This is a genomic window from Chromohalobacter canadensis, assembly GCF_034479555.1.
Classification (GTDB): Bacteria; Pseudomonadota; Gammaproteobacteria; order Pseudomonadales; family Halomonadaceae; genus Chromohalobacter; species Chromohalobacter canadensis.
Window position 1 is genome coordinate 2,364,232 of record NZ_CP140151.1, and the last position, 26,181, is coordinate 2,390,412.

Annotated in this window: 26 protein-coding genes; 17 read left to right on the plus strand and 9 right to left on the minus strand. The window is 60.8% G+C overall.

Features of this window, described 5'->3' with window-relative positions:
• The first annotated feature begins 363 nt into the window (after window positions 1–363).
• Together SR908_RS11215 and SR908_RS11220 are read left to right on the plus strand one after the other, a co-directional pair.
• On the plus strand, window positions 364–738 hold the full coding sequence (locus SR908_RS11215; RefSeq protein WP_281505300.1) for a helix-turn-helix domain-containing protein: 375 nt from the start codon (window positions 364–366) through the stop codon (window positions 736–738).
• On the plus strand, window positions 738–1,973 hold the full coding sequence (locus SR908_RS11220) for a type II toxin-antitoxin system HipA family toxin (RefSeq protein ID WP_246924181.1): 1,236 nt from the start codon (window positions 738–740) through the stop codon (window positions 1,971–1,973). The genes SR908_RS11215 and SR908_RS11220 overlap by 1 nt, the downstream gene beginning before the upstream one ends.
• Before the next feature lie 88 nt (window positions 1,974–2,061).
• Here the strand turns inward: SR908_RS11220 and SR908_RS11225 are convergent, their stop codons facing one another.
• The gene (locus SR908_RS11225) at window positions 2,062–3,573 is read right to left on the minus strand and encodes a DUF2252 domain-containing protein (RefSeq protein WP_246924183.1); all 1,512 of its coding nucleotides are present in this window, start codon (window positions 3,571–3,573) and stop codon (window positions 2,062–2,064) included.
• A gap of 320 nt (window positions 3,574–3,893) precedes the next feature.
• Between SR908_RS11225 and acuI the strand changes: the two genes are divergently transcribed.
• The 4 genes from acuI to SR908_RS11245 all read left to right on the plus strand — a co-directional run bounded on the left by acuI (window position 3,894) and on the right by SR908_RS11245 (window position 6,912).
• Complete coding sequence (acuI, locus tag SR908_RS11230; protein WP_246924186.1) at window positions 3,894–4,883, plus strand: acrylyl-CoA reductase (NADPH); 990 nt, start codon at window positions 3,894–3,896, stop codon at window positions 4,881–4,883.
• Window positions 4,884–4,994: 111 nt separating this feature from the next.
• A complete protein-coding gene (locus SR908_RS11235; protein ID WP_246924189.1) occupies window positions 4,995–5,489 on the plus strand; it encodes a pyridoxamine 5'-phosphate oxidase family protein in 495 nt (164 codons plus the stop codon).
• Window positions 5,490–5,551: 62 nt separating this feature from the next.
• On the plus strand, window positions 5,552–5,941 hold the full coding sequence (locus SR908_RS11240; protein ID WP_322527356.1) for a tautomerase family protein: 390 nt from the start codon (window positions 5,552–5,554) through the stop codon (window positions 5,939–5,941).
• Between the two features lie 83 nt (window positions 5,942–6,024).
• A complete protein-coding gene (locus SR908_RS11245; protein WP_246924194.1) occupies window positions 6,025–6,912 on the plus strand; it encodes a LysR family transcriptional regulator in 888 nt (295 codons plus the stop codon).
• Window positions 6,913–6,981: 69 nt separating this feature from the next.
• On the opposite strand, the gene SR908_RS11250 is transcribed toward SR908_RS11245, so the two are convergent.
• The gene (locus SR908_RS11250; protein ID WP_246924196.1) at window positions 6,982–7,539 is read right to left on the minus strand and encodes a TetR/AcrR family transcriptional regulator; all 558 of its coding nucleotides are present in this window, start codon (window positions 7,537–7,539) and stop codon (window positions 6,982–6,984) included.
• A gap of 88 nt (window positions 7,540–7,627) precedes the next feature.
• Between SR908_RS11250 and SR908_RS11255 the strand changes: the two genes are divergently transcribed.
• The gene (locus SR908_RS11255; protein ID WP_246924199.1) at window positions 7,628–8,647 is read left to right on the plus strand and encodes an NADP-dependent oxidoreductase; all 1,020 of its coding nucleotides are present in this window, start codon (window positions 7,628–7,630) and stop codon (window positions 8,645–8,647) included.
• Between the two features lie 135 nt (window positions 8,648–8,782).
• Here the strand turns inward: SR908_RS11255 and SR908_RS11260 are convergent, their stop codons facing one another.
• The gene (locus SR908_RS11260) at window positions 8,783–9,442 is read right to left on the minus strand and encodes a GntR family transcriptional regulator (protein ID WP_246924203.1); all 660 of its coding nucleotides are present in this window, start codon (window positions 9,440–9,442) and stop codon (window positions 8,783–8,785) included.
• Between the two features lie 170 nt (window positions 9,443–9,612).
• On the opposite strand from SR908_RS11260, the gene SR908_RS11265 reads away from it, so the two are divergent.
• From SR908_RS11265 to SR908_RS11285, 5 genes are all read left to right on the plus strand, one after another.
• On the plus strand, window positions 9,613–10,983 hold the full coding sequence (locus SR908_RS11265; RefSeq protein WP_246924205.1) for a glutamine synthetase family protein: 1,371 nt from the start codon (window positions 9,613–9,615) through the stop codon (window positions 10,981–10,983).
• A gap of 9 nt (window positions 10,984–10,992) precedes the next feature.
• On the plus strand, window positions 10,993–12,282 hold the full coding sequence (locus SR908_RS11270; RefSeq protein ID WP_246924208.1) for an NAD(P)/FAD-dependent oxidoreductase: 1,290 nt from the start codon (window positions 10,993–10,995) through the stop codon (window positions 12,280–12,282).
• A 101-nt stretch (window positions 12,283–12,383) separates the two neighbouring features.
• Window positions 12,384–12,749: a hypothetical protein gene (locus SR908_RS11275; RefSeq protein ID WP_246924210.1), complete on the plus strand. Its 366-nt coding sequence runs from the start codon at window positions 12,384–12,386 to the stop codon at window positions 12,747–12,749.
• 354 nt (window positions 12,750–13,103) lie between these two features.
• On the plus strand, window positions 13,104–13,400 hold the full coding sequence (locus tag SR908_RS11280) for a Na+/H+ antiporter NhaC family protein (protein WP_246924212.1): 297 nt from the start codon (window positions 13,104–13,106) through the stop codon (window positions 13,398–13,400).
• 6 nt (window positions 13,401–13,406) lie between these two features.
• A complete protein-coding gene (locus tag SR908_RS11285) occupies window positions 13,407–14,831 on the plus strand; it encodes an NAD(P)/FAD-dependent oxidoreductase (protein ID WP_246924215.1) in 1,425 nt (474 codons plus the stop codon).
• A 28-nt stretch (window positions 14,832–14,859) separates the two neighbouring features.
• On the opposite strand, the gene SR908_RS11290 is transcribed toward SR908_RS11285, so the two are convergent.
• Together SR908_RS11290 and SR908_RS11295 are read right to left on the minus strand one after the other, a co-directional pair.
• Window positions 14,860–16,284, minus strand: coding sequence for a PQQ-dependent sugar dehydrogenase (locus SR908_RS11290; protein ID WP_246924217.1), 1,425 nt, complete (start codon window positions 16,282–16,284; stop codon window positions 14,860–14,862).
• Window positions 16,281–16,709 (minus strand): DUF2231 domain-containing protein, encoded by a 429-nt coding sequence (locus tag SR908_RS11295; RefSeq protein ID WP_246924220.1) that lies wholly within the window; start codon window positions 16,707–16,709, stop codon window positions 16,281–16,283. The genes SR908_RS11290 and SR908_RS11295 overlap by 4 nt, the downstream gene beginning before the upstream one ends.
• Window positions 16,710–17,030: 321 nt before the next feature.
• On the opposite strand from SR908_RS11295, the gene SR908_RS11300 reads away from it, so the two are divergent.
• A complete protein-coding gene (locus SR908_RS11300; RefSeq protein ID WP_246924222.1) occupies window positions 17,031–18,746 on the plus strand; it encodes a mechanosensitive ion channel family protein in 1,716 nt (571 codons plus the stop codon).
• A gap of 45 nt (window positions 18,747–18,791) precedes the next feature.
• Here SR908_RS11300 and SR908_RS11305 read toward each other — a convergent pair whose 3' ends face one another.
• The 4 genes from SR908_RS11305 to SR908_RS11320 form a co-directional block, all read right to left on the minus strand.
• Entirely contained in the window at window positions 18,792–20,057 is a 1,266-nt protein-coding gene (locus SR908_RS11305; protein ID WP_246924225.1) for a type II toxin-antitoxin system HipA family toxin, read from the minus strand.
• Window positions 20,047–20,310: a type II toxin-antitoxin system Y4mF family antitoxin gene (locus SR908_RS11310; protein ID WP_097022566.1), complete on the minus strand. Its 264-nt coding sequence runs from the start codon at window positions 20,308–20,310 to the stop codon at window positions 20,047–20,049. Before SR908_RS11310 ends, SR908_RS11305 begins: the two co-directional genes overlap by 11 nt.
• Window positions 20,311–20,463: 153 nt before the next feature.
• Window positions 20,464–21,678, minus strand: a complete 1,215-nt coding sequence (locus SR908_RS11315) for an NAD(P)/FAD-dependent oxidoreductase (RefSeq protein ID WP_246924227.1) — start codon at window positions 21,676–21,678, stop codon at window positions 20,464–20,466.
• A 66-nt stretch (window positions 21,679–21,744) separates the two neighbouring features.
• The gene (locus SR908_RS11320) at window positions 21,745–23,007 is read right to left on the minus strand and encodes an MFS transporter (protein ID WP_246924229.1); all 1,263 of its coding nucleotides are present in this window, start codon (window positions 23,005–23,007) and stop codon (window positions 21,745–21,747) included.
• 194 nt (window positions 23,008–23,201) lie between these two features.
• Here SR908_RS11320 and SR908_RS11325 point away from each other — a divergent pair, with 194 nt between their 5' ends.
• The 4 genes from SR908_RS11325 to SR908_RS11340 all read left to right on the plus strand — a co-directional run bounded on the left by SR908_RS11325 (window position 23,202) and on the right by SR908_RS11340 (window position 26,100).
• The gene (locus SR908_RS11325; RefSeq protein ID WP_097022842.1) at window positions 23,202–23,498 is read left to right on the plus strand and encodes a YciI family protein; all 297 of its coding nucleotides are present in this window, start codon (window positions 23,202–23,204) and stop codon (window positions 23,496–23,498) included.
• 8 nt (window positions 23,499–23,506) lie between these two features.
• A complete protein-coding gene (locus tag SR908_RS11330; RefSeq protein ID WP_246924232.1) occupies window positions 23,507–23,854 on the plus strand; it encodes a helix-turn-helix domain-containing protein in 348 nt (115 codons plus the stop codon).
• A 96-nt stretch (window positions 23,855–23,950) separates the two neighbouring features.
• Window positions 23,951–24,814 carry an SDR family oxidoreductase gene (locus SR908_RS11335; protein WP_246924234.1) on the plus strand — a complete coding sequence of 288 codons (864 nt, stop codon included), beginning with the start codon at window positions 23,951–23,953 and terminating at the stop codon, window positions 24,812–24,814.
• A gap of 38 nt (window positions 24,815–24,852) precedes the next feature.
• On the plus strand, window positions 24,853–26,100 hold the full coding sequence (locus SR908_RS11340) for an AGE family epimerase/isomerase (RefSeq protein WP_246924237.1): 1,248 nt from the start codon (window positions 24,853–24,855) through the stop codon (window positions 26,098–26,100).
• Window positions 26,101–26,181 lie beyond the last annotated feature (81 nt).

Consider the following 26,181-nt stretch of genomic DNA (forward strand, 5'->3'; position numbering starts at 1 on the left):
CTGGCGACTCGATAGGCGATTCTCGGTTCTCGATTCTCGCAATGGTTTCACCATCCCCGCTCGAACAGCTCTGTTAGGTTAGCCTCTAACGCGGGGAAGCGAGCCAGTTCATTTCCCTCGAGGGCGATCTACTGCCCGGTTAAGGCATCGCTACAAGCCCTCCAGTCACAGGTTCTTATAAACAAACACATTTGAACTATAATTGATTTTAAGAAATCAAATATGAGCGTTTAAATTTTAAAGCGTTTGATTTTTCCTGGCCGTAGCGTTCAAATTTGACTACTATGAAGAAATTACCGTTCATATTTGGATAGCATGGATATGGTGTCCTCAGGTTCCAAACATTCTGGCACTCAGGTTGCGATGCCGCCGCCCGTGGCGCGTGCCTTGCGTCAACTTGGTCATGATCTATCGATGGCTCGTCGCATGCGTCGGTTGACGCAGGAGGACCTTGCGCAGCGTATCGGCACATCAGTGAGTACGGTCAGGCGCATGGAAGACGGTTATTCCGGGACCGCGTTGCATACGTTCCTGCGCGCCCTGCATGTGCTGGGTCGTCTCGAGGATGTGGTCAAGATCATGGCGCTGGAACAAGATACCTTAGGCCTGGAACTGGCCCAGGACCAGTTGCCCCAACGGGTGCGGTCAGCCGGTGGGAAGAAACCGAAGGCAAGGCCATCGGAGGAATCGGGGAATGAAGGCGGGGCCACGGGTGGCGATGAGTTCGAGGGCTTTTGATGGTGACCAAGAAAGCACAACGCCAGGATCTCGACATCCATCTCGGTACGGATGGCAAACTCATCGGACGCCTGTACCTGGGCAGCGGCAAGCGCAGCGCCTTCCGCTATGACGAACACTGGTTGCAGGACCCGCGGTTCTTCACGGTGTCGCCAGACCTGCAGCCCGTCCCCGGAGTTCAGCATCCACAGGGTGTTTTTTTTCGGGCTCTTGAGGACACGGCGCCGGATTCCTGGGGAGAGCGGGTTATCCGTCGCGCGCACGCGAAGTCGCGCCAGAAGGGGCGCGAGAATCCACCGCTGGCCCCGGTCGATTTTCTCACTTGGGTCGACGATGAAGCGCGTGTCGGAGCCTTGCGCCTTTTCGATCCTCAGCACGGTACCTATCTACACACGGATGGCGCTCATCGCCATGTTCCACCGCTGGTGGAGCTGGACAAAGTTCTGCATGCCGCTCGGGCGTTGGAAGAGGGCGTGGAGAGTGCGCAAGACCTGCAATATCTACTCGGGCAGGGGACGTCGTTGGGTGGTGCGCGTCCGAAGTCCACGGTCCTCGATACTGATGGATGGCTGGCCTTGGGCAAGTTCCCGAGCCAGGCGGACCAGCGCGACGTGATCCGGGGCGAAGTGCTGGCCATGACCCTGGCAATTCGGGCAGGCATTCGCGCCGCGCCAACGCGTGTGGAACTCATCCGGGGCACGGCCGTGGCGGTGATCCGACGATTCGACCGTACTGGTGGTGGAGGGCGCATTCCATACGTGTCGGCCGCTACTATGCTGCAGACGAGTGGACGCGACGAAGTCCATGCTTACACCGAGCTCGTGGATGTATTGTTACAAGCGGGTTCCGATCCCATCGCTGACATCCACGAGCTGTGGCGCCGTCTGGCCTTCAATTTCCTCATTTGTAACACCGACGATCATCTTCGCAATACGGGGTTGCTTTACGACGCAAGGCGTCGCGGCTGGCGTCTCGCGCCGGCGTTCGATCTCAACCCCATGCCGGGGGATCGTCGTGAAAGCAAGATATGGCTGACCGAAGACTCCGGTCCGATCGATAGTCGACAAATACTCATGGAAGGGGCGCCGTACTTCAGGATGAGCGTGCAGGAAGCGACGACAGCCTGGGATGAGGTAACCAGGGCCGTGGGAGCATGGCGCTCCATGGGCAAGGACTTGGGCATGCGAAAGCGGGATTTGACCGATTTTTCTCCTGCCTTTGATCCCGATTCTTGAGGGCCTGCGACTGTATTTTTGTGGATTGTATGCAACACATTGATCGGGGCACCGAGCGTGCCCAAGTGCACTTCGACCACGCCATTACTCACCGATGCACCCAGTCCAGGTGCTCGAACGCGCCCCGGGCGTGATCCTCGCGGAACATTTCGTGGTCCCGGTGCAGGCGGTCGGCGGCCTCGGTGGCGAATTCCACCATGTCCTCGGCGAATAGTGCCGGTGGGCCGATGGCGTTGAGGATCGCGGGCTCGATGTCGTAGTCGAGCTTGCCGGATTCGTCCGAGAGGGCGTGCACGGTGGCAAGCACGCCGCCGCAGATATGGGCGTATTCCTTCCATTCACTCTTGGAGAGGTCGTCGAGGTCCATGTCGTCGCGGAACGGCGCGCGCTCGCGGGATAGATAGCTGTGCCCCTCGAACGTGACGTGGCCGTAGAAAAGATCGCCGCGTATCAGGTGCACGGCCTGGGCATGGCTGATGCGGTCGGCGAGGGTGTCCATTTCGTAGGCTGAGGGCGGTACCAGGCCGGACAGGGCGGAGCGTCGGGCCTGCTTGTACTCGATAATCAAGTCGTCCGTGCCGTCGCGCAGAGGGCCTTCGATCAGCACGTAATAACGATTGAGCCCCAGCGAGGCGGTGCCCTGGCCGAGACGTATCGCCACGTCCTTCACGTGCATGCCATGCTTGTCTCGTCCCTTGGCGCGTGCCGGCACGTCGATCTCGTTTTCCTCGACCAGCCGGTCGGTGATCGCCTGGAATTCGTCACGGCGCGACGAGATCGGCACCAGTTTCCTGGTCGGGCGGAAGCCGCTGAGTGTCTCGTTCAGGTAGTCGTCGGCGAGCCACTCGGCACGGTCTTCATCGGCGTCCTCGAACAGCTTGCGGATGAGCTTCGGCGCGTTGTCGTGACGCATTTCCTCATCCTGCTCGGTGCCTTCGCGCGCCAGCCGCTCCATCGTCTCGAGGTAGCCCTGCACGAAACGACGCACGACCTTGACGCGATGCTTGTGCTTGAGCTCGCCCTCGGTTTCGGAGGCGATCATGAAGCCGACCGCGCCGCGTTTGATATCCCAGGTGAAGGGCGCGTAGTAGGCTTCGTCGAAATCGTTGACCGAGAAGATCGGCACGTTGTCCACGTTGGGCATGACGCCGAAGTTGCCGGGGTGAACGTCGCCGAGCGCGAGTACGGTGGGCATCCAGGCGTCGTCGCCGGCCATGTCGCGGTAGAACAACAGCGCCGTGCCGCGAAAGAACGAAAACAGCGAGTCGGAGAGCTGGTCGAACTTGGCGCCGGCTTCCTCGCAACCTTCCGCGATGCGTGTCTGGTGATCCTCGCGCAGCGTCTGGCGCACGTGCCGACGACGCTCGAACCCGGTCAGTGCGCGCGGGCGCAGCACGAACTCGCCGGCCGCCACTGCCTCGGCCAGGCGCTTGAAGGTATCGAAACGCGTCGCCACCACCGGCGCGGCGGCCTTCTCGAACGACTGCCGCTCGAGCGCCGCCGCCAGTTCCGCCTTGCTCATCTGCGAGCGTCCCGAGATCTCCTGCTGTTGCGCTTGCTCGTAGAGTGCCTTGCGCGTCGGTTCCGATTCCTGGCTCATGCATCCCCCTGCCTGTCCTGGCTACCGTGGTGTCGTTGTCTCCTTGCCCATCAGCATGCACGACTTGGGAGGAGGGTGCATGTGGAGTTCGCCGCAGGATTCCCGGACCACGCTGTGTTCGCACCGCACCGCACCGCACCGCACCGCTCTGGGCAGTGGGTTGTATCCGTATGGAGATCGGACGCCCATATTTTCTTGAAAAGAGAATGATGGTCAAGTATCGTTCTCAATATGAGAACGATGAGGCTTGGGAGATAGGCTGGTGCCACCGTGGTCTAGAACCCTGGTTTATTGCGATTCCGGCTTAAGGAACTCACGATATGACGTCTTTTAAAGCGATCCTTGTGTCAAAAGATGACGAAAGATACCAAGCACGAATGACATCACTTTCACCCGAGCAGCTGCCTAAAGAGCCGATAGAAGTTGCTGTCGAGTACTCAACGCTCAATTACAAAGACGCACTGGCAATCACGGGCGAGTCGCCCATTATACGCCACTTCCCTCTTGTCCCCGGGATTGATCTCGCGGGCCTCGTCACTAAAAGCGAAGACCCCAAGTTTAAAGTGGGGGATGCTGTGATGCTTAATGGATGGGGGGTTGGCGAATCAAAGTGGGGTGGGATGTCCCAACGCGCTGCCGTGAGAGGAGAGTGGCTGCTTCCTCTACCTGAGTCTTTTTCTACTAAAGAAGCTATGGCTATCGGGACTGCGGGTTATACAGCGGCATTGTGTGTACTTGCATTGAAGCAACACAACATTATGCCCGCTGATGGTGATGTCTTGGTCACCGGCGCTTCGGGGGGCGTTGGTAGTATTGCGGTGAACTTATTATCAAACCTTGGCTATCGCGTTGTTGCTTCCACTGGTAAGTCTAGCGAAGTCGATTGGTTAAAACGTCAAGGTGCAGCGGATGTCATCGATAGGACGGAACTCAGTTCATCAAACAGACCACTGGCCGCGGAACGTTGGAGTGGCGTGGTGGATACAGTCGGTAGCCATACACTTGCCAGCGCATGTGCGAGTACTCAATACGGTGGTGTGGTCATGGCCTGTGGTCTAGCCCAAGGAATGGACTTTCCTGCTACCGTTGCACCTTTTATTTTGCGCGGCATAACTCTCGTGGGTATAGATAGCGTTTATTGCAGCAAGGAACGTAGGTTTCAAGCTTGGGATCTCCTTGCGAAATATTTAGAACGGGCGGCTTTACAAGGCTTGATCACCATCATTGGTCTTGATGAAGTTTCTGAACGAGCACCGGACATGCTGGCCGGTAGGCTTAAAGGAAGGGTGGTTGTAGACGTTAACGTTTGAAGGCGCCAAATGTCATTATTTATCTCACACGTTTCGGTTTGAAACTTGGTTGGGAGGCTTTTTGAAAGTGCTTGGTGGAATGATGACTGATGTTAACTAAGGGAGGTTTTTATGGGTGATTTTAACTTGGCGAGTCGCTCGGCCGAAATTCTGAAGAAATGTCTCTATGCTAATATCGCTACGTCGCGCGACGATGTGCCTTGGAATACACCGGTCACCGCGCTTCCGGATTCCGATCTAAAATTCTATTGGTCGTCCTGGACATTGGCCGAGCACTCCCAAAATATTGCCAGAAATAGCTCGATATTCATGACCTTCTACGATTCGACGCGAGCAAGAGGGACCAATAACCTGATGTGTCTTTATCTGCAGTGTGTGGCCCGAGAGGTGTCCGATCCAGATGAAGCCCGGAAGGCCTTTGGGATACTTTATCCCGGTGAGGACGTTGATTTGGAAAATTTCCTCGGGGAAGGTGTTAAGCGATTCTATTGCGCCGGGCCGAGGAAGGCATGGTTGAATTGCCTGTCTGAGAAGGAGCTTGAGCCGACGACACTTAAGATGCGAACGGAAGTGCCCATTAGTGACATTAGAAACGCCTTTTTCTAGGGGAGGCGTTTATTGTCCATTGATTCACGTTGGGTGAATCCACTGCTCGGTACTGGAATTTTATGCCTCTTGTTAAGTTTGATGTCGTTGAAGGTAGGAAAGAATATGAATTGAAGGCGTTGCTTGATGCGGCGCATCAAGCCGTTGTTGAAAGCTTTCAGGTACCCGAGTCGGATCGCTACCAGATCGTCTATAGTCATAAGCCCTGTGAGATGATTCTCGCCGATACGGGGCTGGGCCTGGAAAGGACCGACGCTGCCGTTGTCATGACCGTGATCAGTAAATCACGGCCGGAGGAGATGAAAGTCGAGCTTTATCGGTCCTTGGCCAGTCGCTTGGAAACGTATTGTGGGATAAAGCCTAGTGATCTGATTGTCTCGGTGATAGAAAATACGGGGCCGGACTGGAGTTTTGGCCTTGGAGAAGCCCAGTTCGTTACTGGTAAACTGTGACGTATAGTCAGTTTTATCAAAAGGGTTACCTAGATGCCGTGGAGTACTTTATTACCGGCATTTTTCATTAAGAGGCTGGCGTAATGGAAGATTTTGAATCCCTCAGGGTGTTCGTCTGCGTCGCGAATGAGCTCAGTGTAACGGGGGCGGCTCGGCGATTGGGAAAGAGCCCGTCGAACGTGACTACGAGACTGCAAAAGCTGGAAGCGAGCGTCGGTGCCGAGCTACTAGTGAGGGCGGGGAAAAGCTTTTCCCTATCGGCTGCAGGGGAGGTTTTTCTTGATTACGCCGAGCGTATGCTTAGCCTTCGATCGGAGACGATGCATGTCGTTTCGGGAGGACGTTCTCCCGGGTCGATCAGGATCGGCAGCATGGAGGCAACGGCCGCGAGCCGTTTGCCGGGGCTTCTAGCTGCCTTTCACACGTCTTTCCCTGAGCATGGCGTGGACCTCACAACGAGCCCATCGATACGGCTGCTGGATGATGTTCGATCGGGAAAGATCGATGGTGCCTTCCTAGCCATTCCACCTTCCTTCATCGAGAGCCCGCTATCAGAAAAACTGGATGTGCTTGGATTGGAGTTTCATGACGCCTGGGAAGAATCTCTTGTCTTGCTGCATCCGGATATAGGAATTGAAAATCTTGGCCTGGATGATGTCTCGGTAAATAAACTGGCAGCATTTCCGCTGGGGTGTACTTATAGAAGAATCGCCGAAGAGTACCTGGGGATCCCCGAGCGAAAGGAATGGGAAATTCAGGAGTCGCCGTCGTATCACGTGATGGTTGCCTTGGCATGCACAGGTAGGTATGCAACGGTCTTGCCGGAGAGTGTCTATCAAACGCTGCTTCCTCCCGATAACCTGAAGTGTATCCCTCTTTGCAAAGTCACTACGAAACTGGCCTGGCGAAAAGGTTACGACACGCCAGTTTTCGAAGATTTCCGAAATACCTTGAATCGCAATCTTGTCTGAAAGGCGGGATGTACTGCCTCTTCATTCGGCCCGTAATATCGATTGTCACTACTTGCGTAGTTGGCTTCTTCAGACGTCAGCCCGGTCCGTCAGAACGGCACCGGCGATGATATCGAACAGCCGGTCGGCGCGGGGCGCGTGGGCCGGTTGCTCGCGTAGCCAGGCGAGCGCGGCGATGAGGTCGAACAGCTCCTCGCCATTCAGGTCGTCCCGGGCCTTGCCCTCGGCTTGAGCGCGGGTGAGAAGCGCCGTGCCCGCTGCTCGCAGCATGACGCACGAGGCATGCAGGGCGGAATTCGTGTCCTCGATAGCATCCATCATCAACGCGATGATGCCACGCTGGCTGTAGGTGAATTCAGTGGTTTCGTGCATCCACACCACGAGCGCTTCATCGGCTGAGTCCGAGGTTTCAAGCTCACCGGCCCGTGCTGCCAGTGCCTCGAAACTGGCGCGCAGTAACGTTTCCAGAAGGGCTTCTCGCGTCGGGAAATGTCGGTACAACGTGCCCAGCCCGACGCCGGCTTTGCGCGCTATGTCACGCAGCGATGCGTCGGCTCCCTGCTCGGCGAAGACCTCGCCCGCCACGGCAAGCAGGCGGTCGCGATTTTTCTTTGCATCCGCTCTCATGGGTTTTCCTTGATAAAATGGAACGGTGATCCGATTATATGGAGCAGTGTTCCGATAAAGTAGCCCATTCGTGGCTCAGGAGAAAGTCATGCCGACCCAGATGATGAAAGCGATTCGCCAGTACGAATTCGGTGGTCCCGATGTGCTGCGTTACGAGGATGCGCCAATGCCGTCCCTGAAGGCGGGAGAAGTGCTCGTTCGCGTTCACGCGGTTGGCCTCAATCCGCCCGACTGGTATCTGCGCGAGGGCTACAAGTCGCTGCCTCCTGAATGGCAGCCACAGTTGGATTTCCCTCTCATTCTGGGCACGGATGTCTCGGGTGTCGTCGCGGCGGTCGCCGATGATGTCGAAGGCGTTTTCGTTGGCGACGCCGTGTATTCGATGGTTCGCTTCCCCGACGGCATGTTCGGGGAAAGCCAGGCCTATGCCGAGTATGTCAGCGTGCCGGCGTCGCACATCGCGCCCAAACCTGCCGGCATCGATCACGTGCATGCCGCCGGGGCACCGATGTCGCTGCTCACCGCGTGGCAGTTCATGGTCGAGCTAGGGCACAACGAACCCAATCCGCTTCAATCGAACCCCCATCAGCCGGTGCCGCTCGAGGGCAGGACCGTTCTCGTCAACGGGGCCGCGGGTGGGGTAGGGCACTTTGCGGTGCAGCTCGCGAAGCTTAAGGGCGCACACGTCATCGCCGTGGCGTCGGGCAGGCATGAGGCGCTTCTTCGTGAACTCGGGGCCGATGAATTCATCGATTACACCAGGACACCGCCCGAGGATGTGGTCCACGACATTGACTTGGTCATCGACGCCCTCGGGGGGCCGACCACCGACCGTTTCCTGCGTACGCTGAAGCGTGGTGGCGCCTTGTTCCCGATCTACCCGCTGGGCTTCGACGGCGCCGAGGAAGCCTCGAAGCTGGGCGTCACCGTCTCGACGACCCAGGTGCGTTCGAGCGGGGCTCAGCTAGCAGACATCGGGCGCTTGCTCGATGACGGGACGATTCAAGTCGTCGTCGACAGCGTCTACCCACTTGCCGATGCTCGCAAGGCACACGAACGCGCCGCTCGGGGGCATCTCCAGGGCAAGATCGTGCTCACGGACGCATGAAGGCTGCGGCGGATAGCGCCTCTGGATAGAGGCCCTGGGTACGCTGGCGTCTGCGAGTGTGATGAAAAAATCCCCCGGTGGAGAAGTCCATCGGGGGATTGCCGTTGCGGGGCGCGATTGCTGTGTGAGCTGCCGTTACTCCAGCAGCAGCATGCCCTGCTCGATATCCGCGGCAATTGCCTCGCAGAACGACGTCAGGTCGCCACGCCTGAGCGCCTGGGTCACTTCGCGATGATAATCGTCGGCGATGCTCGATGCGCCCCAGCGCGTGCAGATGTAGCGCATGCTGGGGCCGTATTGCAGCCAGAGTATTTCGACCAATGGCAACAGCACCTGCGATTGGCTCAGGCGGTAGATATGGAAGTGAAACTGGTAATTGCCGCGCATGTAGCTGACCAGGTCGCCCTGGGCGATAGCGTCGTTGATCTGCTCATCGATCCGTTCCAGGGCCTCGATGTCGGTGGCGCCGATATTGTCGAAGGCTTGGCGTGACACCTCGGTTTCCAGGTTCTTTCTGGCGAACAGAATTTCATGAAACCGGTCATGGCTCAGCTCCGGAACGATGATCTTGCGGCTGTCGGAGAATATCAGCGCGCCCTCCGTCACCAGCCAGCGTATCGCCTCGCGGGCCGGCATGGTGCCGGTGCCGTATTTCGCGGCGATGCGCCGGATCGAGATCACTTCGCCGGGCGTGAAATCACCCTCGCAAAGACGCACGCGCAGGGCCCGGTGAAGCCGGGTCGAGGCGGTGTCGGGCGAAAAAGCCGTACGACTGGCGGTTGATTCCGTGGTCATGCGATGTGCCAGAGCCTTTTACGAAGTGGAAGTCCGAGCCAGGCGTTCCAGCTTAACGTAACTGGCGGGGGCAATCACGATACCGGCTTGCTTGTGGGGTTGATGGGGCTCTGCTAGTGTGATCACACATATGTGATCACACCGGACCATAACAAGATCGAGAGTCCCCTATGGCGCAGATATCGCAGGCTCCGTTTGCCCGCAGCACCGACCGCCCTCCCGAGGACGCGGCCACCGACCGGGTCGAAGTGCTGTGCATCGACATGAACGGCATTCCGCGCGGCAAGTGGGTGCCCGCCGAACAGCTCGACAAGGTGATGGAGGGGCAGGTGCGCCTGCCGCTCTCGACGCAGTCGCTGGATATCTGGGGCGAGGACAACGATGCGCTGACCGGGCTGTCGCAGTCGATCGGCGACCCCGACAGGGTCTGTCACGCCGATGAGCGTACCTTGACGCCACTGCCTTGGGCCAAGGGCCACCAGGTGCTCACCACCCTGCACGATTTGAACGGCACGCCGAGTTTCATGGACCCGCGCGCCATGCTCGCCGCGGTCGTCGAGCGCTTTCGTCGCCACGGCTGGACGCCGGTAGTCGCCATCGAGCTGGAGTTCTACCTGCTCGATGCCGAGGCTCGGCACGCGCTCGAGCCGAGGCCGCCCGCGCCGCTGTGTCCGGGTGGGGATCCCCGGGGGCAGCAGCTCTACGAGCTCGAGACGATGGATGCGGTGGCGCCGGTCCTCGACACCATCCGCGCGTTCGCCCGCGCCCAGAACATCCCGGCGGATACGCTGATCGCCGAGTTCGGGCCGGGGCAGTTCGAGGTCAATCTCTGGCATCGCCCGGATGCCCTGGCTGCCGCCGACGATGCGCTGTACTTCAAGCGTCTCGTGGCTCAGGCCGCCCGTCATCACGGCCTGGCGAGCACCTTCATGGCCAAGCCCTACACCGATCAGGCGGGGTCGGGCATGCATCTTCACGTCAGTGTGCTCGACGAGGACGGCAACAATATCTTCGATCGCGACAACGGTGCCGGACATCTCGACGCTGCCATCGGCGGCGTGATGCACAGCTTGCTCGATGGTCAGGCGATCTTCGCGCCGCACGGCAATTCCTACCGCCGCTTTCAACCCGACAGCTTCGCTCCGATCGAGTGCAACTGGGGGCGCGATCATCGCGGTGCGGCCGTGCGCGTGCCGGAATGGCAAGGCGCCGCGGCGCGTCTGGAACATCGCGTGGCCGGCGCCGATGCCAATCCTTATCTGGTCGCCACGGCGCTGCTGGGGGGCATTCTGCATGGGCTTGAGCAACGCATCGCGCCGCCACCGGCCATCGAGGACGAAGCCCACGCGCGGCAGCGCTCCGAGCATCTCACCCATGATTGGCTCACCGCGCTCGAGCGTTTCGCCGCCTCGCCGGCCATGGCCGATATCTTCGGCACGGCGTATCGAGATCTCTACGCCAGGATCAAGCGTCACGAGGCCCGGGAGCTCATGGCCCGGGTCACCGATGTCGACCGCCAGACCTATCTTTCCCGTCTTTAAGGAGCAGGCATGACCCAGCAACGCTGTGCTTCCTATTACACCGCATCGATTGTCCAGGAATCCGACTATCCGCGACTGGAAGGTGAGCATCGTGTCGACGTGGCGATCGTCGGCGGCGGCTTCACTGGCGTGGCCACGGCGGTCGAGCTGGCCGAACGCGGCTATCGCGTGGCCATCATCGAGGCCAGCCGCATCGGCTGGGGGGCCAGCGGACGCAACGGCGGACAGGTGACCGGCAGTCTCTCCGGCCAGGACGCCATGACCCGACAAATGCGCCACACGCTGGGCGACGATGCCGAAAACTTCGTCTGGAACCTGCGCTGGCGCGGCCATCGGATCATTCGCGAGCGCGTCGCGAAGTACGCTATTGCCTGCGATCTCAAGCACGGCCACCTGCAGGCAGCCTACAAGCCCAGCCACATCAAGACGTTGCGACAGGATTTCGAGGAATCGCAACGCCATGCCATCGGCGAGCACATCCACTGGCTGGATGCCGAAGCGGTGCGCGGCGTGGTCGGCACCGAGCTCTATCACGGTGCGATCCGCAACGATTACAACATGCATCTGCACCCGCTCAACCTGTGCCTCGGGGAGGCCCGCGCGGCGGCAAGCCTGGGGGCACTGATCTTCGAGCATTCGCCGGTGGTGGATATCGAGCACGGCGATACGCCGGTAGTGGTTGGCGAGCACGGTCGGGTAACGGCCGACAGCGTGATCCTGGCCGGCAACGCCTATCATCGCCTGGAGCGCAAGCAGCTGAAGGGCAAGTTGTTTCCGGCATCGCTGGGCATCGTGACGACGGCGCCGCTGTCGCCCGAACAGGTGCAGGCCATCGACCCCGAGGACCTGGCGGTCTATGACACGCGTTTCGTGCTCGATTACTACCGGCTGACCGCCGACAAGCGGCTTCTCTTCGGTGGCGGCGCCAACTACTCGGGTCGCGATTCACAAGACATCACCGCTGAGCTGCGGCCGCGCCTGGAGCACACCTTCCCGCAGCTCGAGGGCATTGCCATCGATTTTCAATGGCAAGGCATGGCGGGCATCGTCATCAACCGCATTCCCCAGCTCGGCAAGCTCTCGGACAACGTCTACTACGCCCAGGGTTACTCCGGCCACGGCATCGCCACGTCGCACATCGTCGGCGAGATCATGGCCAATGCGGTTTCCGGCACGCTCGAGGAGTTCGATGTCTTCGCCAACGTGCGGCACATCCGCATCCCGCTCGACGACCGGCTCGGCAATGCACTGCTCGCGGCCGGCATGTGGTACTACCAACTGCTCGAAAAACTCAAATAGCAATTACTCGAAAAACTGAAATAGCGGCGCTTTGGCGCCCGACAATCCGGCTTCCCGTCATTCACGAAGGCACAACAACAACTCCGCTGAGGTGAGACACGATGGAATATGACAATCCCCTTGTCCTGCTGCCCACGGCAATCGTCCTGATACTGGCATTGTGGACCCGACGGGCCCTCGAGCCCCTGGTCCTGGGGGCCTTTATCGGCACCTTGATGATCGATCCGGGCAATGCCTTGAGCAGCCTCACCGAGGATCTGCTCACGGTGATGACCAACGAGGATGTCGCCTGGGTCATCATGGTCTGCGGCCTGATGGGCAGCATCATCGCGCTGCTGCTCAAGTCCGGTTCCTCCCGCGCCTTTGCGGACAAGCTGATGCGCTATACCACCAACAAGCCTCGCGCGCTGCTGGGCTGCTGGGCTGCTGGGTCATGGGCATCATCCTGTTCGTCGACGACTATCTGAACTCCCTGGCCGTCGGCACCTCGATGCGCAAGGTCACCGACCGCTTCAAGACGTCCCGGGAAATGCTGGCCTACGTGGTCGACTCCACCGCGGCGCCCATCAGCGTGCTGATCCCGATATCGACCTGGGCGGTCTTCTTCGGCGCGCTGCTCGAGAGCAACGGCGTCGCGGAAGATGGGCAGGGGGTGTGGACCTACATCCAGGCCATTCCCTTCATGTTCTACCCCTGGGTCGCAGTGATCCTGGTGCCGCTTTTCATCTTGCGCTGGATTCCTGCCTTTGGCCCGATGAAGAAGGCCGAGCAGCGTGCCGAAAAGCAAGGGCAGTGCGTGCCTCCCGGTGCCGAGCACATCGATGACGAAATCGCCCACCTCGATTGCCACCGGTTCCAACTGGGGCGTGTTCGTGATCATCCTGCCGATCGTCGCCGTGCTGGGGCAGAACCTCGGGGCCGACATGACGCTGGTGATCGGTGCCACGCTCTCTGCCAGCACCTTCGGCAGCCATGCCTGCTTCTATTCCGATGCCACGGTGCTGACCGCCCAGGCCAGCGGCTGCACTCCCTTCCAGCACGCCTTTACCCAGTTGCCTTATGCGGCCCTTGCGGGCTGTATTGCCGCCGCGGGGTATCTGGTGCTGGGCTACATGTGATCTTGGATGAGCGAATACGCCATGCACACTGACGCGCATAGCAACTTCTGGAGCACTACTCTGGGCGAGCGGCCGGCGTCGCGCCCACGCCTGACCGCGAATGTCCAGGCCGATGTGGTCATCGTCGGTGCCGGCTTCACCGGGCTATGGACCGCTTATTACCTGAAGCGCCTTGCCCCCGAGCGGGAGATCGTCGTGCTCGAGGCCGAGCGAGTCGGGCATGGCGCGTCGGGGCGCAATGGCGGCTGGGTGGTGGGTAACCTCGCCGGGCTGGAACGACACATCGGGGGCTTGTCACGCGAAGAGCGGCGAACCTGTTGTGGCGTGGTGGCCGATAACGTCGACGAGGTGGGTCGGGTACTGGCGCACGAGGGGATCGAAGCCGATTTCAACAAGGGCGGCGCGATCTATGCGGCGGCTCGCTACCGGGATCAGATCGCCATCCAGCGCGACTACCTGCAGCATCTGCATGAGCTGGGGCACAGTGAGGCGAACTGCTGCTGGCTGGATGCCGAGCAACTCTCGGAGAAGGCCCGGTTCAGAAACGGCCATGGCGGCATCTATCATCGCCAGGTCGCCACCGTGAACCCGGCCAAGCTGGTCGCTGGCCTGGCCGAGTGCGTCGAGCGCCTGAGCGTGACGATCCACGAGCAGAGCCGCGCCGAAACCCTGTCGCACCACAAGGTGAGCACGCGCGAAGGCAGCGTCGAGTCACCGATGGTGGTGTGTGCCACCGAGGGGTACGCCGACCGGTTCCTCGATTTCAAGCGCCACGTGATTCCGGTGCAGAGCCTGGTGATCGCCACCGAGCCGCTATCGGAGGCCCGCTGGCAGGAGATCGGCATGGCCGAGCGTCCCGCCTTCGCGGATGCCAGCCGGTTGATCAATTACGGCCATCGCACCGCCGATGGGCGCATCGTTTTCGGTGCCCGCGGCAACTATTATCTCGGCGCTAGATCCAAGGCCGACCAGGCGATCGATGATGAGGCCATCCGCATGCGGCGGGACCTGCTGGTGGATCTCCTGCCCGCGCTGGAGGGTGTCAGGGTCGAGTATGGCTGGGGCGGTTCGCTGGGCTTGTCGCGCAACTTCCGCCCGCATGCGATCCTCGACCGTCGCGACGGCCTTGCCACTGCGGGCGGTTATGCCGGTGAGGGGGTGGCCGCCTCGCACCTGTTCGGCCGCACCCTGGCTGACCTGATCCTCGAGCGCGATAGCGAGTTGGTGCGCATGCCATGGGCCTTTGCCAATGACAGCCACCGCCGGCTAATCAAGCGCTGGGAGCCCGAGCCGCTACGCTGGCTCGCCGCACAAGCGATCACCTTCAGCTATGCCGGAGAAGAAGCGCTGATGCGCCGCGATAAGCCGGCGCCCCTGCTCAAGCCTGCACTCAGACGCTTGAACGATCGCTTCGCGTCGATCATCGAGTAACGGCCGAGTCGGGCGCCCCGCGCCGGGATCATCCATCCCCGGCGTATCCGTCCTCGGGCATTTCGGACTCGTCTTCAGAAGGTGCAGCTTCCTCGCTGGAGGCGCCCGGTGTCTCGGTGGCGGACTCCGCTGACGGTGCCTCGTCGTCATCTCGCGTCACCCGCCAGATCGCGTTGGTCATGTCGTCGGCGACGATCACCGAGCCATCCGGCGCGACGGTGACGCCGACCGGTCGGCCGCGTGTCTTGCCGTCACCGGTGAGAAAGCCGGAGACGAAGTCGACAGGGTTGCCAGCGGGCTCGCCGTTCTCGAACGGGATAAAGACCACTTTGTACCCGACGGGGTCGGCACGATTCCAACTGCCGTGTTCGCCGACGAAGACGCCGTTGGCGAATTCTCCGCCCACGGCGGCATTGGAGAAGTCGACGCCAAGCGGGGCGTGGTGCGAACCGAGGCTGTAGTCGGGCGCGATCGCTGACTCCACCAGCTCTGGCTTCTCCGGCTTCACACGCGGGTCGACGTGCTGGCCCCAGTAGCTGTAGGGCCAGCCGTAGAAGCCGCCTTCCTCAATGGAGGTGAGATAGTCCGGCACCAGGTTGGGGCCAAGTTCATCGCGCTCGTTGGCGACGGCCCAGAGCTCGTCCGTGTCTGGCTGAATGGTCAGCGCGGTGGGGTTGCGCACGCCAGTGGCGTAGGCGCGGTGGGCGCCGGTCTCCGGATCGATCTCCCAGATTTCCGCACGGTTCACTTCCGCCGCCATGCCGCGTTCGGTGATGTTGCTGTTGGAGCCGATGCCGACGTAGAGGTAGTCGCCATCCGCACTGGCGGTCAGTGACTTGGTCCAGTGGTGGTTGATCCGCGAGGGGAGTGGGGTGATCACTTCCGGCGGGCCGCTGGCCTCTGTCTGACCTTCTTCGTAGTCGAAGCGAACGAGCGAATCTTGATTGGCCACGTAGAGATCGTCATCCACCAGGGCGAGCCCGTAGGGCGCATTGAGATTTTCGGCGAAAACCGTCTGTTCCTCGTACTTGCCATCATCGTCGCCATCGCGCAGCAGCGTTAGTCGGTCGCCGCCTTTGACCGAGGTGGTGCCTTGCGCCTGAATCAGCCCGGCGATGAAATCCTTCGGCCGCGATTTCGGGGCGTTACCGCCGCCTTTGCCTTCCGCCACCAGGATATCGCCGTTCGGGAGCACCAGCGTCTGGCGCGGGACCTTCAGGTCGGTGGCGATGGCGGTGATCGTGTAGCCATCGGGCACCGTGGGTTTCGCATCGTCCCACGGGGCCTGCTCGGGCACCGTCATGTTGGGCAGAAGGCCTCGCTGCGGTTCGGGTAGCTCCGGGTCAGGGCCGTACTGCTGGCCCGAATCGGCGGCTTGGGCGCCACCGGCGAGCAGCAGGATCGAGAGCGGTGCGGCGTAACGCATGCCGGTGTGCTTGCGTGTGAACTTCATGACTGACCTCCGCTCTTGCGGCTGATAAACCCGATCCAGACGGCGATGAAGGAGAGCACGGCAATGACGATGGAGAGCGTCAGCCCCGTCGGCATCATGCCCCAGGCGTCTCTGGCGTGGACCAGTGCGTTGACGAAGCCCAGACCCCAAGTCACCAGCAACAGCAGGAAGTAGACGACGGAAAGTCCCCGGCGGCCGGCCGAGCGAAAGATCCCGATCAGTGCGCAGATCAGCGCCAGACCGCAGAACACCAGGCCGCCGGCGATCAGCCAGGAAGCGAAGTGGCTCCACTGTATTTGATACGTCGTGGAATAGGCGTAATCGCTCAACGCGGCGCCCAAAAAGAGAGGGAAGGCGCCCGCAAGCAACATTCCATGTAGCGGGTTCGGCCCGTTTCGAGCCGGTCGTTCGGCAGTGGCAATCACGGCAAACTCCTTTTGCAGATCAGTGGAAGACGCCTCGCCAAAGAGAGGCTTGGCGAGGCGCATTCGGCTGGAGTGTAGTTTGCTTATGAAGGCTTCACCAAAGTTGTCGTACTGCCGGTTCCTCTTGCTTGCCTATGACACGCTGTTGCTTCCCTGAAGCGAATCATCGAGGAATGAAAACTGGACGCGGCATTCACCGGTGCGCTGTACTGCGAGCAACCACTAACTGGGTGGTCTTTCATGGAGAAAGGCCCGGCCGGGTCGGGACGATCCGGTGGTAGGTGGATCGCATGGATGGCCCACTGAATCGGTAAGGGACGTATGAAGAAAAATGGCGCATGGCGACTGTGGCTGGTGGCTGCAGTGGTTTTTATCTTTTCCAGCTTATGCTTGGCGCAAACGTCGGACGACGACAGTGAGGAGACACGTTGGTTCTCCGTCGATTCGCTAAACGCGGGGCTGGGCCAGGTTCCCAAAGCGGTCAAACGCATGACGCCACGGGAGTCGATACGTAGCTTTCTGACACTGACTGAAAATGAGGATTTCGTGGCAGCGGCGCAGATCCTCAACCTTTCCGAACTGTCCTCGGCGGAGCAGCGAGAGCGGGGGGAGCAGTTGGCCAGGCAACTGGCCGAGGTTCTCAAACGCGGCGAATGGCTCAAGGTTTCCAGCCTCCCCGGGCGCCAGGATGCCGCCATCGAAGACCCCACAGGCCAGCATCCCCAGACGGGAGAGCCTCGACGGAACCTCAAGCTGGCATCGCTCACTGCCAAGGGCGAAAGCTATGATATTCGTCTGGGCCGATATCGGGTGGGTGACGAGGAACCAGTCTGGTTGGTCATGCCAGATAGTGTTTCCTCGGTGCCTTTGCTTTACGAAGAATACGGTCCTTTGATGTTTGAGGCGTATATTCCGGATCGCTTCAAGGCCTCGTTTGGAGTGCTCAGAATCTGGGAATGGATCGCCATTCCGGTTTTTCTGTTGCTGGTGGGGCTGATGGGATGGTGGGTCCACCACCTGGTGGGGATGGCGACACGCTGGCTGCCTGCCGGCTCGCCTAGCATTTTTGTTGGACGAATCAAGACGCCTGTAGCACTCGTCGTCATGTCACTGGTAACCCAGACAGTGCTCGATTATGTAGTGTCTTTCTCAGCCGTGGCGACTACGTCCTTCCGGGTGCTGTTGATCGTCATTCTGGCTTGGGGTGGCTGTACGATTGCGCTGCGCCTAGTCGATACTTTCATGCTGCAAATAACGCGGCACCTCATCGGACAGATCGATGACACCAAGCCCCAGGACGCGCGTAAATTCTTGACGACACTCTACGCGCTGCGCCGCATCATTATTCTGATCACGGTCACTGCTGTTTCGATCTATGTGCTGAGTCAGATCCAGCTATTCGAGACGCTGGGGGTCACCTTGCTGGCCTCGGCCAGCGTGTTGGCGGTACTGGTGGGTATTGCCGGCCAGACTGTACTCGGCAATATCCTTTCTTCGTTTCAGCTCTCGTTGGCCAAGCCCATACGCATCGGCGACCTGGTGGTCTTCGAAGACCAGTGGTGTTATGTGGAAGGTATCTTCTATACCTACATTCGCTTGAGGGTCTGGAATGACCGGCGCTTGATCGTGCCGGTCACGTACTTCGTCTCCAGACCCTTCGAAAACCTGTCGGTCAAGAGCGCGAAGGAGTTCCGGAGCCTGGAGTTGATCCTCCACTTGAGCGCTGATATCCAATGCCTCAGGGAGAAGTTCCTGGAGTATGCGCAGGAAGAAGATAATGTCATCGAACACCACAAGCTTTCTTGCTATGTGACGGGACAGACCGAGCGAGCGCAGACGGTCGTTTGCTACTTGATGACGTCGGACCCGTTCGCCGGCTGGGTCGCCGAGATGAATGTGCGGGAGAAATTGATGGCCTTCATCCGGGACAACCACCCCGAATGGTGGCCAAGGGAAGTGACGGCGATCAGCGAATACGATGTGGCGCTAGGGGAAAGGCCGGGACGTCCGTCCGGCCACGGTGGCGGGGCCTCCTGATGGAAGCCCACGGTGCCGAGGGCGCTGGCGGTCATCTATAGCGTCTCACATCTGGCTGGCTGACCAATGGGCGGGGAGTTTGCGACAGTTGCTCGTCAGTCGCTGATGAAGCCTTTCCAGCAGTATCTGCTCCTTGCCGGGCTGGGCGACCTCTTCGAGGCTTGCGCGGGTGGCTTCTAGTGCAATGGGCATTTGCTCGGCCAGTTGGAGCCCCTGCTTGATGAAATAACGTGGTTGGAAGCGCATCGATCTGGCGAGTGATTCCAAATGTGATTTCTCGATGCTGCCGGGTCTGTTCTCACCGGTAACCTGGAAAGCGAAATGGCGTGATAAGCCGCTATAGAGCGTCGTGCTCATCAAGTCATAAAACGGTGCCAATCGCGGGCCTTCGTCGGCCTGCAAGAGGGAAAGGTTCTTGGCGTGGCTATCGTTGTTACCGATCAGCAGGTTGAAGAAAAACCAACCAATGAGCCGCTGGAGGTCCCTGGCAGGGACCCCGGCCTGTTGCAGCAGCTCTCGGCAGCGTGCCAACCCGGGCCCACCATCGCTTTCGTACTTGATACTCGAGGGGGAGCCACTGAGCTGGCAGAGGTCCAGTTGATGCAGCCTGCGTAGTCCCCCTCGGTCATCGGGAGCGCGGTCGTAGCGACGAACGAGGCAGGCGCGAGTATCCAACTGATAGCTGGCCTCTGCCACCTCGAGTCCGAGCGTGTCCGCAAGTTGCATGCAAAACGTCTCGTTGAGGGCGGACGCCCAGATACCGCTCAGGCGGCGAATGTCCGGCTTGAGGATATGGCTGGACGGCGCTGATCCCACCGGTATAGCGGGGCTGCCGTCTTCCATTAGCATCAATAGCAACTTGTCCTGAGCGCCGGCCAACGAGATGCGAGCGCCCTCGCTTTGCTGTGAAAGTAGCGGGCTCCGTTCTCGGTTATGAAGGTGCTCGGCCAGCGCACTCCAGCGGAGGGGGCGATAACGGGGCGTCGCCAGTGCCTCGCCCGAAGGTATCAGAGTAAAGCCGCTGGCCGTATCTCCACCGATGGCTTTCAAGAGTCCGAAGAGGGTGCTGGTGTGGTGTCGGATCTCCAGATGATGGCGGAGATCGCCTTCTGGTAGGAGGTTTTCGAAGTACGCCACAACGTCGTCGCCGGCATGCACTCGACGGGTCAGTGGAAGCGAGGGGGAGAGGCTGACAGCCCGTGGAGATGCCTGCCATGGCGGCTCGTACTCGAAACGCAGCGGCTGCGCGTTGTATAGCCTACCTACCAGGTAGTCGCCATGATAGACATCCAGGGCCTCGTTACTCGCCATGTTGATGTGTCCCCTTGCGCTGCACGATGACTTCAAGACCCATGAGATCGAGTACGTCCAGAACTTTCTGGAGTTGCAGCGTCGGTTTTCCCCGCTCCAGATCAACGATGAAACGGTTGCCGGTGCCGGCTAACCCGGCCAAATCGATCTGTAGCAATGATTGCTCGGTACGCGCTTGGCGCACCAGCTTGCCGAGGTCTTCGCTGTAACGAATGCGGTCGCTAAGCGTTTTGGGGGGGGCGAGGTCGGCCATGTGCGTTCCTAGTCTAGAATTACCGTTCGGTAAGTGTAGCGTCATATATCGTGACTTTCAGCATCATAATTACTGAGCGGTAATTTATAGCGCTACGAGAGACTATTCGGCCAATTAATTACCGATCGGTAATTATGAGTGGCTTGAAGCTTGTCAATCTCCCACGCGCCGGAAGGAGAATAACTCGGCCAGTGGATGCTCTCGGCCCTCGATCAGGGCGCGTAACAAGCCGGCGCCGATCATGCTGTAGCTGATGCCGTTGCCGCCGTAGGCCATGGCGAAGTGGACGTGGGGGCCGTATTGCGGATGCGGGCCGAAGAAGGGCAGGCCGTCATCGGTTTCGGCGAAGGTGCCGCCCCAGGAAAACGTGGGATTCGGTGAGAGATGGGGGAAGAGTGCTTCCACCTGGGCGATCAGGGTCTCGGCCTTTGGGCCGACGCGTTGATCTCGTTCGGTGGGGATGTCGATATCGTCATCCTCGCCGCCGACCATTAGCCGGCCGTCGCCGGTGGTGCGCATGTAGAGATACGGGCGCGCGGATTCCCAGATCAGCGTCGAGGCGAGTTCGCCGAGCACATCCTCTGCGATGGGGTCGGTGATGAAGGCATAGCTGCTACGGTTGATGGCGACCTTGTCATCGAGCCAGGTTTGCGCTTCATAGCCCGCGGCGACGATGAGGTGCCGGCAGTCGAGTGAGTGGCCGCTTTGGGTGGTAAGCGTGACGCCGTGCGCATGCGGCGTGGCGGTGGCGACCTCGGTGCGGTCATACACCTGGCCGCCGGCGGTGAGCACGCGGTTGAGCAGCTTATAGGCCATGCGGTAAGGGTCGAGCCGGGCGGCTTGGGGTGTCAGGATCGCGCCTGGCGCCTCGAACCCGAAACGCGACGCGATGGCCTCGGGCGTCAGCCAGTCGGCGTCAAAGTCGTGCTGACGACGCATTTCCCATTCGCGGCGCAGGCTGTCGAGATCGCCTTCATCGCTGGCGTAATACAGGCTGGCTTGCCTGGCGAAATCGACGTCGCCCACGGCGTCGGCCAACCCTTCGAGCGCATCGATGGCCTGCGCGCAGGCGCGATAGGCCGAGACGGCATCGGCCTCGCCGAAACGGGCGGCGAGGTCGGTCATGTGCGTATCGATCTCGTACTGAATCAACGCGGTGCTCGCTGCGGAACTGCCCCAGCCCACATCGCGGCGTTCCAGTACCGTGACCTCATGGCCGTTCTGGGCCAGCTCGTCGGCGATCAGGGCCCCGGTAATGCCACCGCCGATGACCACCACCTCGCAGGTCACGTCCCGGTCGAGCTTGGGGAAGGCCTGCATCAAGCCGTTCTTGATTGCCCAATAAGGGTAGCCGCTTTTGAGGTCCATGGAAGTTCCGGGAGGCGGGAAAAGACAGTCTCCCTAGGATAGACGTTTCCGGCTTTCGCCGTGGCGTCAAGGCGTGTGTCGCGAGGGGGCGTGCCTGGCACGCGGCATGGTGTACTCGCGACCTCGACCTTCCCGCATCAGCAACCTGGCGGCGATCAGGGCGGCGACGAGGCCGGCCGTGGCGCCGACACTCATCGCCCAGCGTGGCCCGGCGTGATCGGCCAGCCAGCCGACGATGGGGGCACCGAGCGGCGTGCCGCCCATGGTGATCGCCATCCGCAACGCCATTACGCGGCCACGCATCGTCGGTTCCGTCGAGAGCTGAATCAGTGCGTTGGAAGCGGTCATGAAGGTCAGCGCCGCTAGGCCCGTCAGCATCAGGGCGGTGGCGAAGAGGTATGTGTTGGGGGCAAGAGCTGCCAGGCCGCAGCAGACACCGAATCCCAGAGTAGAGAAGCACAGCAGCCGCATGTGCGGGCGCTCGCGCTTGGCAGCCAATAGCGCACCCGTGACCGAGCCGACGGCCAAAGATGAGGTCAGAAGGCCGTATTGCCCCGCCTCGCCGTGGAAGACGCGCACCGACATGGTGGAAATATAGACCGCGAAGTTGAAGCCGAAGGTGCCGATCATGAAGAGCATCAGCAAGATGGCTTTCAACTCGGGGCGCCGCCAGACATAACGGAAACCCTCCGTCAGTCCGCCGGCGTGATGCCTTGGCCGGGTGACGGGGAGCAGTTCGTCGAGCCGCAGCAGGCATAGCGATCCGAGCACGGCGGCGAAAGAGGCCGCATTGATCATGAAGACCCAGCCGCTGCCGACGGCGGCAATCAACAACCCGGCAACGGCGGGACCAATCATCCGTGCAGCGTTGAAGGATGTCGAATTGAGGGCCACTGCGTTGGAGAGATGCTTTTCGCCGACCAGGTCGTTGACGAAGGTCTGTCGAGCGGGAGCATCGAAGGCCGTGACGCAGCCGAGCCCCAAGGCAAAGACGTAGACTTGCCAAAGTGTTACCACGCCGGTGAGGGTGACCAGTCCCAGCCCTACTGCCAATAGCCCCAGCAATGCCTGAGTGAGAAGGATTAGCCGGCGGCGGTCGAAATGGTCGGCGGCGTAGCCAGTCAGCGGAAGCAGCAGCAACTGTGGACCGAACTGTAAGGCGATGGTAATGCCCACGGCGCTGGCATCGTGGTCGGTGAGCACGGTTAGTACCAACCAGTCCTGAGCGATGCGCTGCATCCAAGTGCCGATATTGGAGACCAGGGCGCCGATGGCCCACACGCGGTAATTGTAAAAACGTAGCGAGCGAAAAAGGCGGGTATCGCTCATGCCGTGCATAGCAGTTGACGGGTGAAGGAGGTCGTACGGTTTGAGTTGCTGTGCATAAGCGTTTTGGACTGGTTGAAGGATCGGAGTGGCAGCGTTAATCCGCTAACGACCGTTGTACCACGGCCTGGCCTCACGCATGATTCAGACCATGGTGGCAACGCCCCGATTCGATATTTCTGAGACGAGAGAACATCATGCCGCAATATGCCGTAGTGGCCTACGATTACACTGATGCCGAGGCGTTGGATCGCCGCCTGGCCAACCGCGAGGCGCATTTGGCGGGCGTGCGCGCGCTTGCCCAAGAGGGATGTTTCCTGAGTGGCGGGGCGATCCTGGATGACAACGGCAAGATGGTTGGCTCTAGCGCGCACTTCCAGTTCGCCGACCGCCAGGCGTTGGAAGCATGGCTTGAGATAGAACCCTACATGACCGGTCGCGTATGGGAACAAGTCGATATTCGCGAAGTGAAACTGTTTGACCCGAGCACCTGAGCGAGACCATGTCCGATAGTCCGTTACCACTGGCTGCCGCCGTGCGTGAAACGCTTGAAGCGGTGCCGCGAGAGAGGCTGCCAATGACCTACCAGGAGGTCGCCGACGCGCTCGGCTTGCAGCCACCGCGTACCATCGCGCGCGTCACCCAGGCGCTGGAGACGTCGATGCGCGAGGACGCCGCCCGGGGCCACCCCTTCATCGCCGCGCTGGTGGTCAGCCGCCGTGCTCCGCACATGCCGGCGCGCGGTTTCTTCGAGCTGGCCGTCGAGCTGGAGCGGTTTCCCGCCGATAGCTCCTTGCATGCTCAGGCATGGCGGGACGAGTACCAGCGAGCGATGACGCGGCGTGAATAAGTGCTTGCTTGTTCTGGCTTATACCAGGATCTACTTTTAGAGGGCTAAACACGTTTTGTCGTACAAGGACGTCTTACACACCACATGGAGGTGAGCATGGTTCGCAAGGTCGCGATTCACGCACAGTCCCAGACACTGCCGGGTAGCGAAGCCGAGATGGAACCACCGGCCGAGATGATCCGTCCCGGCTATCGGGGGGCGTCGAAGCTGGAAGGCAAGATCGCCTTGATCACCGGCGGTGACAGCGGCATCGGCCGTTCGGTGGCGATCCACTTCGCGCGCGAGGGCGCCGATGTAGCGGTGGTCTACCTCAGCGAGCGCGAGGATGCTGCCGAGACGCAACGCCTGGTGGAGGCCGAGGGACGCCGTTGTCATCTGATCGAGGGCGATCTGGCGGAGGCCGAGTTCTGCCGTCGCTGCATCGACGAGACGGTGCAGGTCTACGGAGGGCTCAATATCCTGGTCAACAACGCCGGCACGCAGTGGGTGTGCCAGGACCTGACCGAGCTTTCCGACGAGCAGTGGCGCTCGGTGTTCGAGACCAACATGCACAGCCAGTTCTATCTCGCCAAGGCGGCCTTGCCGCATCTGGGCGAGGATGACGCGATCATCAACAACGCCTCGGTCAATGCCTATATCGGGCCGGATTTTCTGGTCGATTATTCGGCCACCAAGGGAGCCATCGTCAGTTTCACGCGTAGCCTCTCGAACCAGGTGGTGGGGCGCGGCATTCGCGTCAACGCCGTGGCGCCCGGGCCGGTGTGGACGCCGTTGCAGCCGGCGACACTGGGCGCCCATGACCCGCAATGGCTGGAAGGCTTCGGTGAGGAAACCCCGATGGGGCGTGCCGGGCAACCCAGCGAACTCGGACCGGTATTCGTCTTCCTGGCGAGTCTCGATGCTTCCTTCATCAGCGGCCAGACGATTCATCCCAATGGTGGTACCGTCGTCAATGGCTAATGAAAGCCAACGTTTTCGTCACTCGAGGCACGCAAGGCATGGCAGATAATACACACTCACCGGCACGGCGCTGGCTGGACGCCGAAACGCATCACCACTGGCTGACTCGGGAAGGACTGAGACTGCTCGAGTTCCACCGTCAGGCGCGGCTCGACACCGGCGGTTTCGCGCCGCTGGACGGCGATGGGCGAATCCCCGAAGGCGCCAGTGCCGATACGATGATCACCGGGCGTATGGCCCACAGTTATGGGTTGGCGGCGATGCAAGGCGTGCCCGGCGCGGCGTCGCTGGCCGAGCATGCCATACGTGCCTTGAGCGGTTTGCTGCGCGACGAGCAAGACGGTGGTTGGCTAGCGGGCGGCCCCGCCGTGACGGCGGATCGCACCAAGCAGTGTTACCTGCATCATTTCGTCGCCTTGGGGGCCGCCACTGCTCGTCAGGCGGGCATACCCGGCTCGGCAGCGCTGCTCGACGAGGTGGTCGAGGTCATCGAGACGCGCTTCTGGTCGGAGAGCGAGCAAGCCTTCGTCGAGCGTTATGCGCAAGGTTGGCGTGAGCTGGCGGACTATCGTGGCGGCAACAGCAACATGCATGGCGTGGAGCTGTGCCTGGCGTTGGCCGATGTGCGCGACGAGCCACATTGGCTGGATCGGGCGTTGGCCATCGTCGAGCGGTTGATACATCGACATGCGGCACCGCGCGACTATCGCATACTCGAGCACTTTCACGGCGACTGGGCCGAGTGGCCGGACTACAACGTCGAGCAGCCGCATCACGACTTCTATCCATATGGCGCGACGCCGGGGCATAGTTTCGAATGGTCGCGGTTAATGCTGCACCTGGAGGCGGCGCTCGAGGCGCGTGGGCGTGAAGCGCCCGCCTGGTTGTTCGTGGACGCCGCCGCGTTGTTTGAGGCTGGCTTACGTGACGGCTGGGCCAGCGACGGCGCACCGGGGTTGGTTTACACCGTGGATTGGCAGGGTCAGCCGAGCTCGCGGCGGCGCCGCCACTGGACGCATGCTGAGGCCTTGGCCGCCGCCAGTGCCTTTCTGCAACGCACCGGCGATGCCCACTACGAGCACTGGTATCGCCATGTGTGGGACTTCATCGACACCACCTTCATCGACCGGGCTCGGGGCGGCTGGCAGCAGGAACTGGACCATCGCCTCGCCATCGACCCGGCGCAGGGCGACGTCAAACCCGACCTTTATCACGCCTATCAAGCCACCTTGCTGCCGCGTTTACCGCTGGCGCCCGCTTTGGCCGTGTCGGTCGAGCGCTTGTAACACCGTCTTGTGCTTTTGGCTGGCGGGCACATGCGTCCGTCGGCTGACTTGAACCACCCGTCTCGCGTCCCAATGATTATC

What these genes read in the sequence shown, in the direction of transcription:
- SR908_RS11325 (WP_097022842.1), top strand. Translation starts at nt 23,202, where the DNA reads ATGCCGCAATATGCCGTAGTGGCCTACGATTACACTGATGCCGAGGCG.
- acuI (WP_246924186.1), top strand. Translation starts at nt 3,894, where the DNA reads ATGACGTCTTTTAAAGCGATCCTTGTGTCAAAAGATGACGAAAGATAC.
- SR908_RS11290 (WP_246924217.1), bottom strand. Translation starts at nt 16,284, where the DNA reads ATGAAGTTCACACGCAAGCACACCGGCATGCGTTACGCCGCACCGCTC.
- SR908_RS11280 (WP_246924212.1), top strand. Translation starts at nt 13,104, where the DNA reads ATGACGAAATCGCCCACCTCGATTGCCACCGGTTCCAACTGGGGCGTG.
- SR908_RS11275 (WP_246924210.1), top strand. Translation starts at nt 12,384, where the DNA reads ATGGAATATGACAATCCCCTTGTCCTGCTGCCCACGGCAATCGTCCTG.
- SR908_RS11250 (WP_246924196.1), bottom strand. Translation starts at nt 7,539, where the DNA reads ATGAGAGCGGATGCAAAGAAAAATCGCGACCGCCTGCTTGCCGTGGCG.
- SR908_RS11335 (WP_246924234.1), top strand. Translation starts at nt 23,951, where the DNA reads ATGGTTCGCAAGGTCGCGATTCACGCACAGTCCCAGACACTGCCGGGT.
- SR908_RS11305 (WP_246924225.1), bottom strand. Translation starts at nt 20,057, where the DNA reads ATGGCGAGTAACGAGGCCCTGGATGTCTATCATGGCGACTACCTGGTA.
- SR908_RS11285 (WP_246924215.1), top strand. Translation starts at nt 13,407, where the DNA reads ATGAGCGAATACGCCATGCACACTGACGCGCATAGCAACTTCTGGAGC.
- SR908_RS11270 (WP_246924208.1), top strand. Translation starts at nt 10,993, where the DNA reads ATGACCCAGCAACGCTGTGCTTCCTATTACACCGCATCGATTGTCCAG.
- SR908_RS11340 (WP_246924237.1), top strand. Translation starts at nt 24,853, where the DNA reads ATGGCAGATAATACACACTCACCGGCACGGCGCTGGCTGGACGCCGAA.
- SR908_RS11265 (WP_246924205.1), top strand. Translation starts at nt 9,613, where the DNA reads ATGGCGCAGATATCGCAGGCTCCGTTTGCCCGCAGCACCGACCGCCCT.
- SR908_RS11315 (WP_246924227.1), bottom strand. Translation starts at nt 21,678, where the DNA reads ATGGACCTCAAAAGCGGCTACCCTTATTGGGCAATCAAGAACGGCTTG.
- SR908_RS11330 (WP_246924232.1), top strand. Translation starts at nt 23,507, where the DNA reads ATGTCCGATAGTCCGTTACCACTGGCTGCCGCCGTGCGTGAAACGCTT.
- SR908_RS11260 (WP_246924203.1), bottom strand. Translation starts at nt 9,442, where the DNA reads ATGACCACGGAATCAACCGCCAGTCGTACGGCTTTTTCGCCCGACACC.
- SR908_RS11255 (WP_246924199.1), top strand. Translation starts at nt 7,628, where the DNA reads ATGCCGACCCAGATGATGAAAGCGATTCGCCAGTACGAATTCGGTGGT.
- SR908_RS11240 (WP_322527356.1), top strand. Translation starts at nt 5,552, where the DNA reads ATGCCTCTTGTTAAGTTTGATGTCGTTGAAGGTAGGAAAGAATATGAA.
- SR908_RS11215 (WP_281505300.1), top strand. Translation starts at nt 364, where the DNA reads ATGCCGCCGCCCGTGGCGCGTGCCTTGCGTCAACTTGGTCATGATCTA.
- SR908_RS11245 (WP_246924194.1), top strand. Translation starts at nt 6,025, where the DNA reads ATGGAAGATTTTGAATCCCTCAGGGTGTTCGTCTGCGTCGCGAATGAG.
- SR908_RS11310 (WP_097022566.1), bottom strand. Translation starts at nt 20,310, where the DNA reads ATGGCCGACCTCGCCCCCCCCAAAACGCTTAGCGACCGCATTCGTTAC.
- SR908_RS11225 (WP_246924183.1), bottom strand. Translation starts at nt 3,573, where the DNA reads ATGAGCCAGGAATCGGAACCGACGCGCAAGGCACTCTACGAGCAAGCG.
- SR908_RS11220 (WP_246924181.1), top strand. Translation starts at nt 738, where the DNA reads ATGGTGACCAAGAAAGCACAACGCCAGGATCTCGACATCCATCTCGGT.
- SR908_RS11320 (WP_246924229.1), bottom strand. Translation starts at nt 23,007, where the DNA reads ATGAGCGATACCCGCCTTTTTCGCTCGCTACGTTTTTACAATTACCGC.
- SR908_RS11300 (WP_246924222.1), top strand. Translation starts at nt 17,031, where the DNA reads ATGAAGAAAAATGGCGCATGGCGACTGTGGCTGGTGGCTGCAGTGGTT.
- SR908_RS11235 (WP_246924189.1), top strand. Translation starts at nt 4,995, where the DNA reads ATGGGTGATTTTAACTTGGCGAGTCGCTCGGCCGAAATTCTGAAGAAA.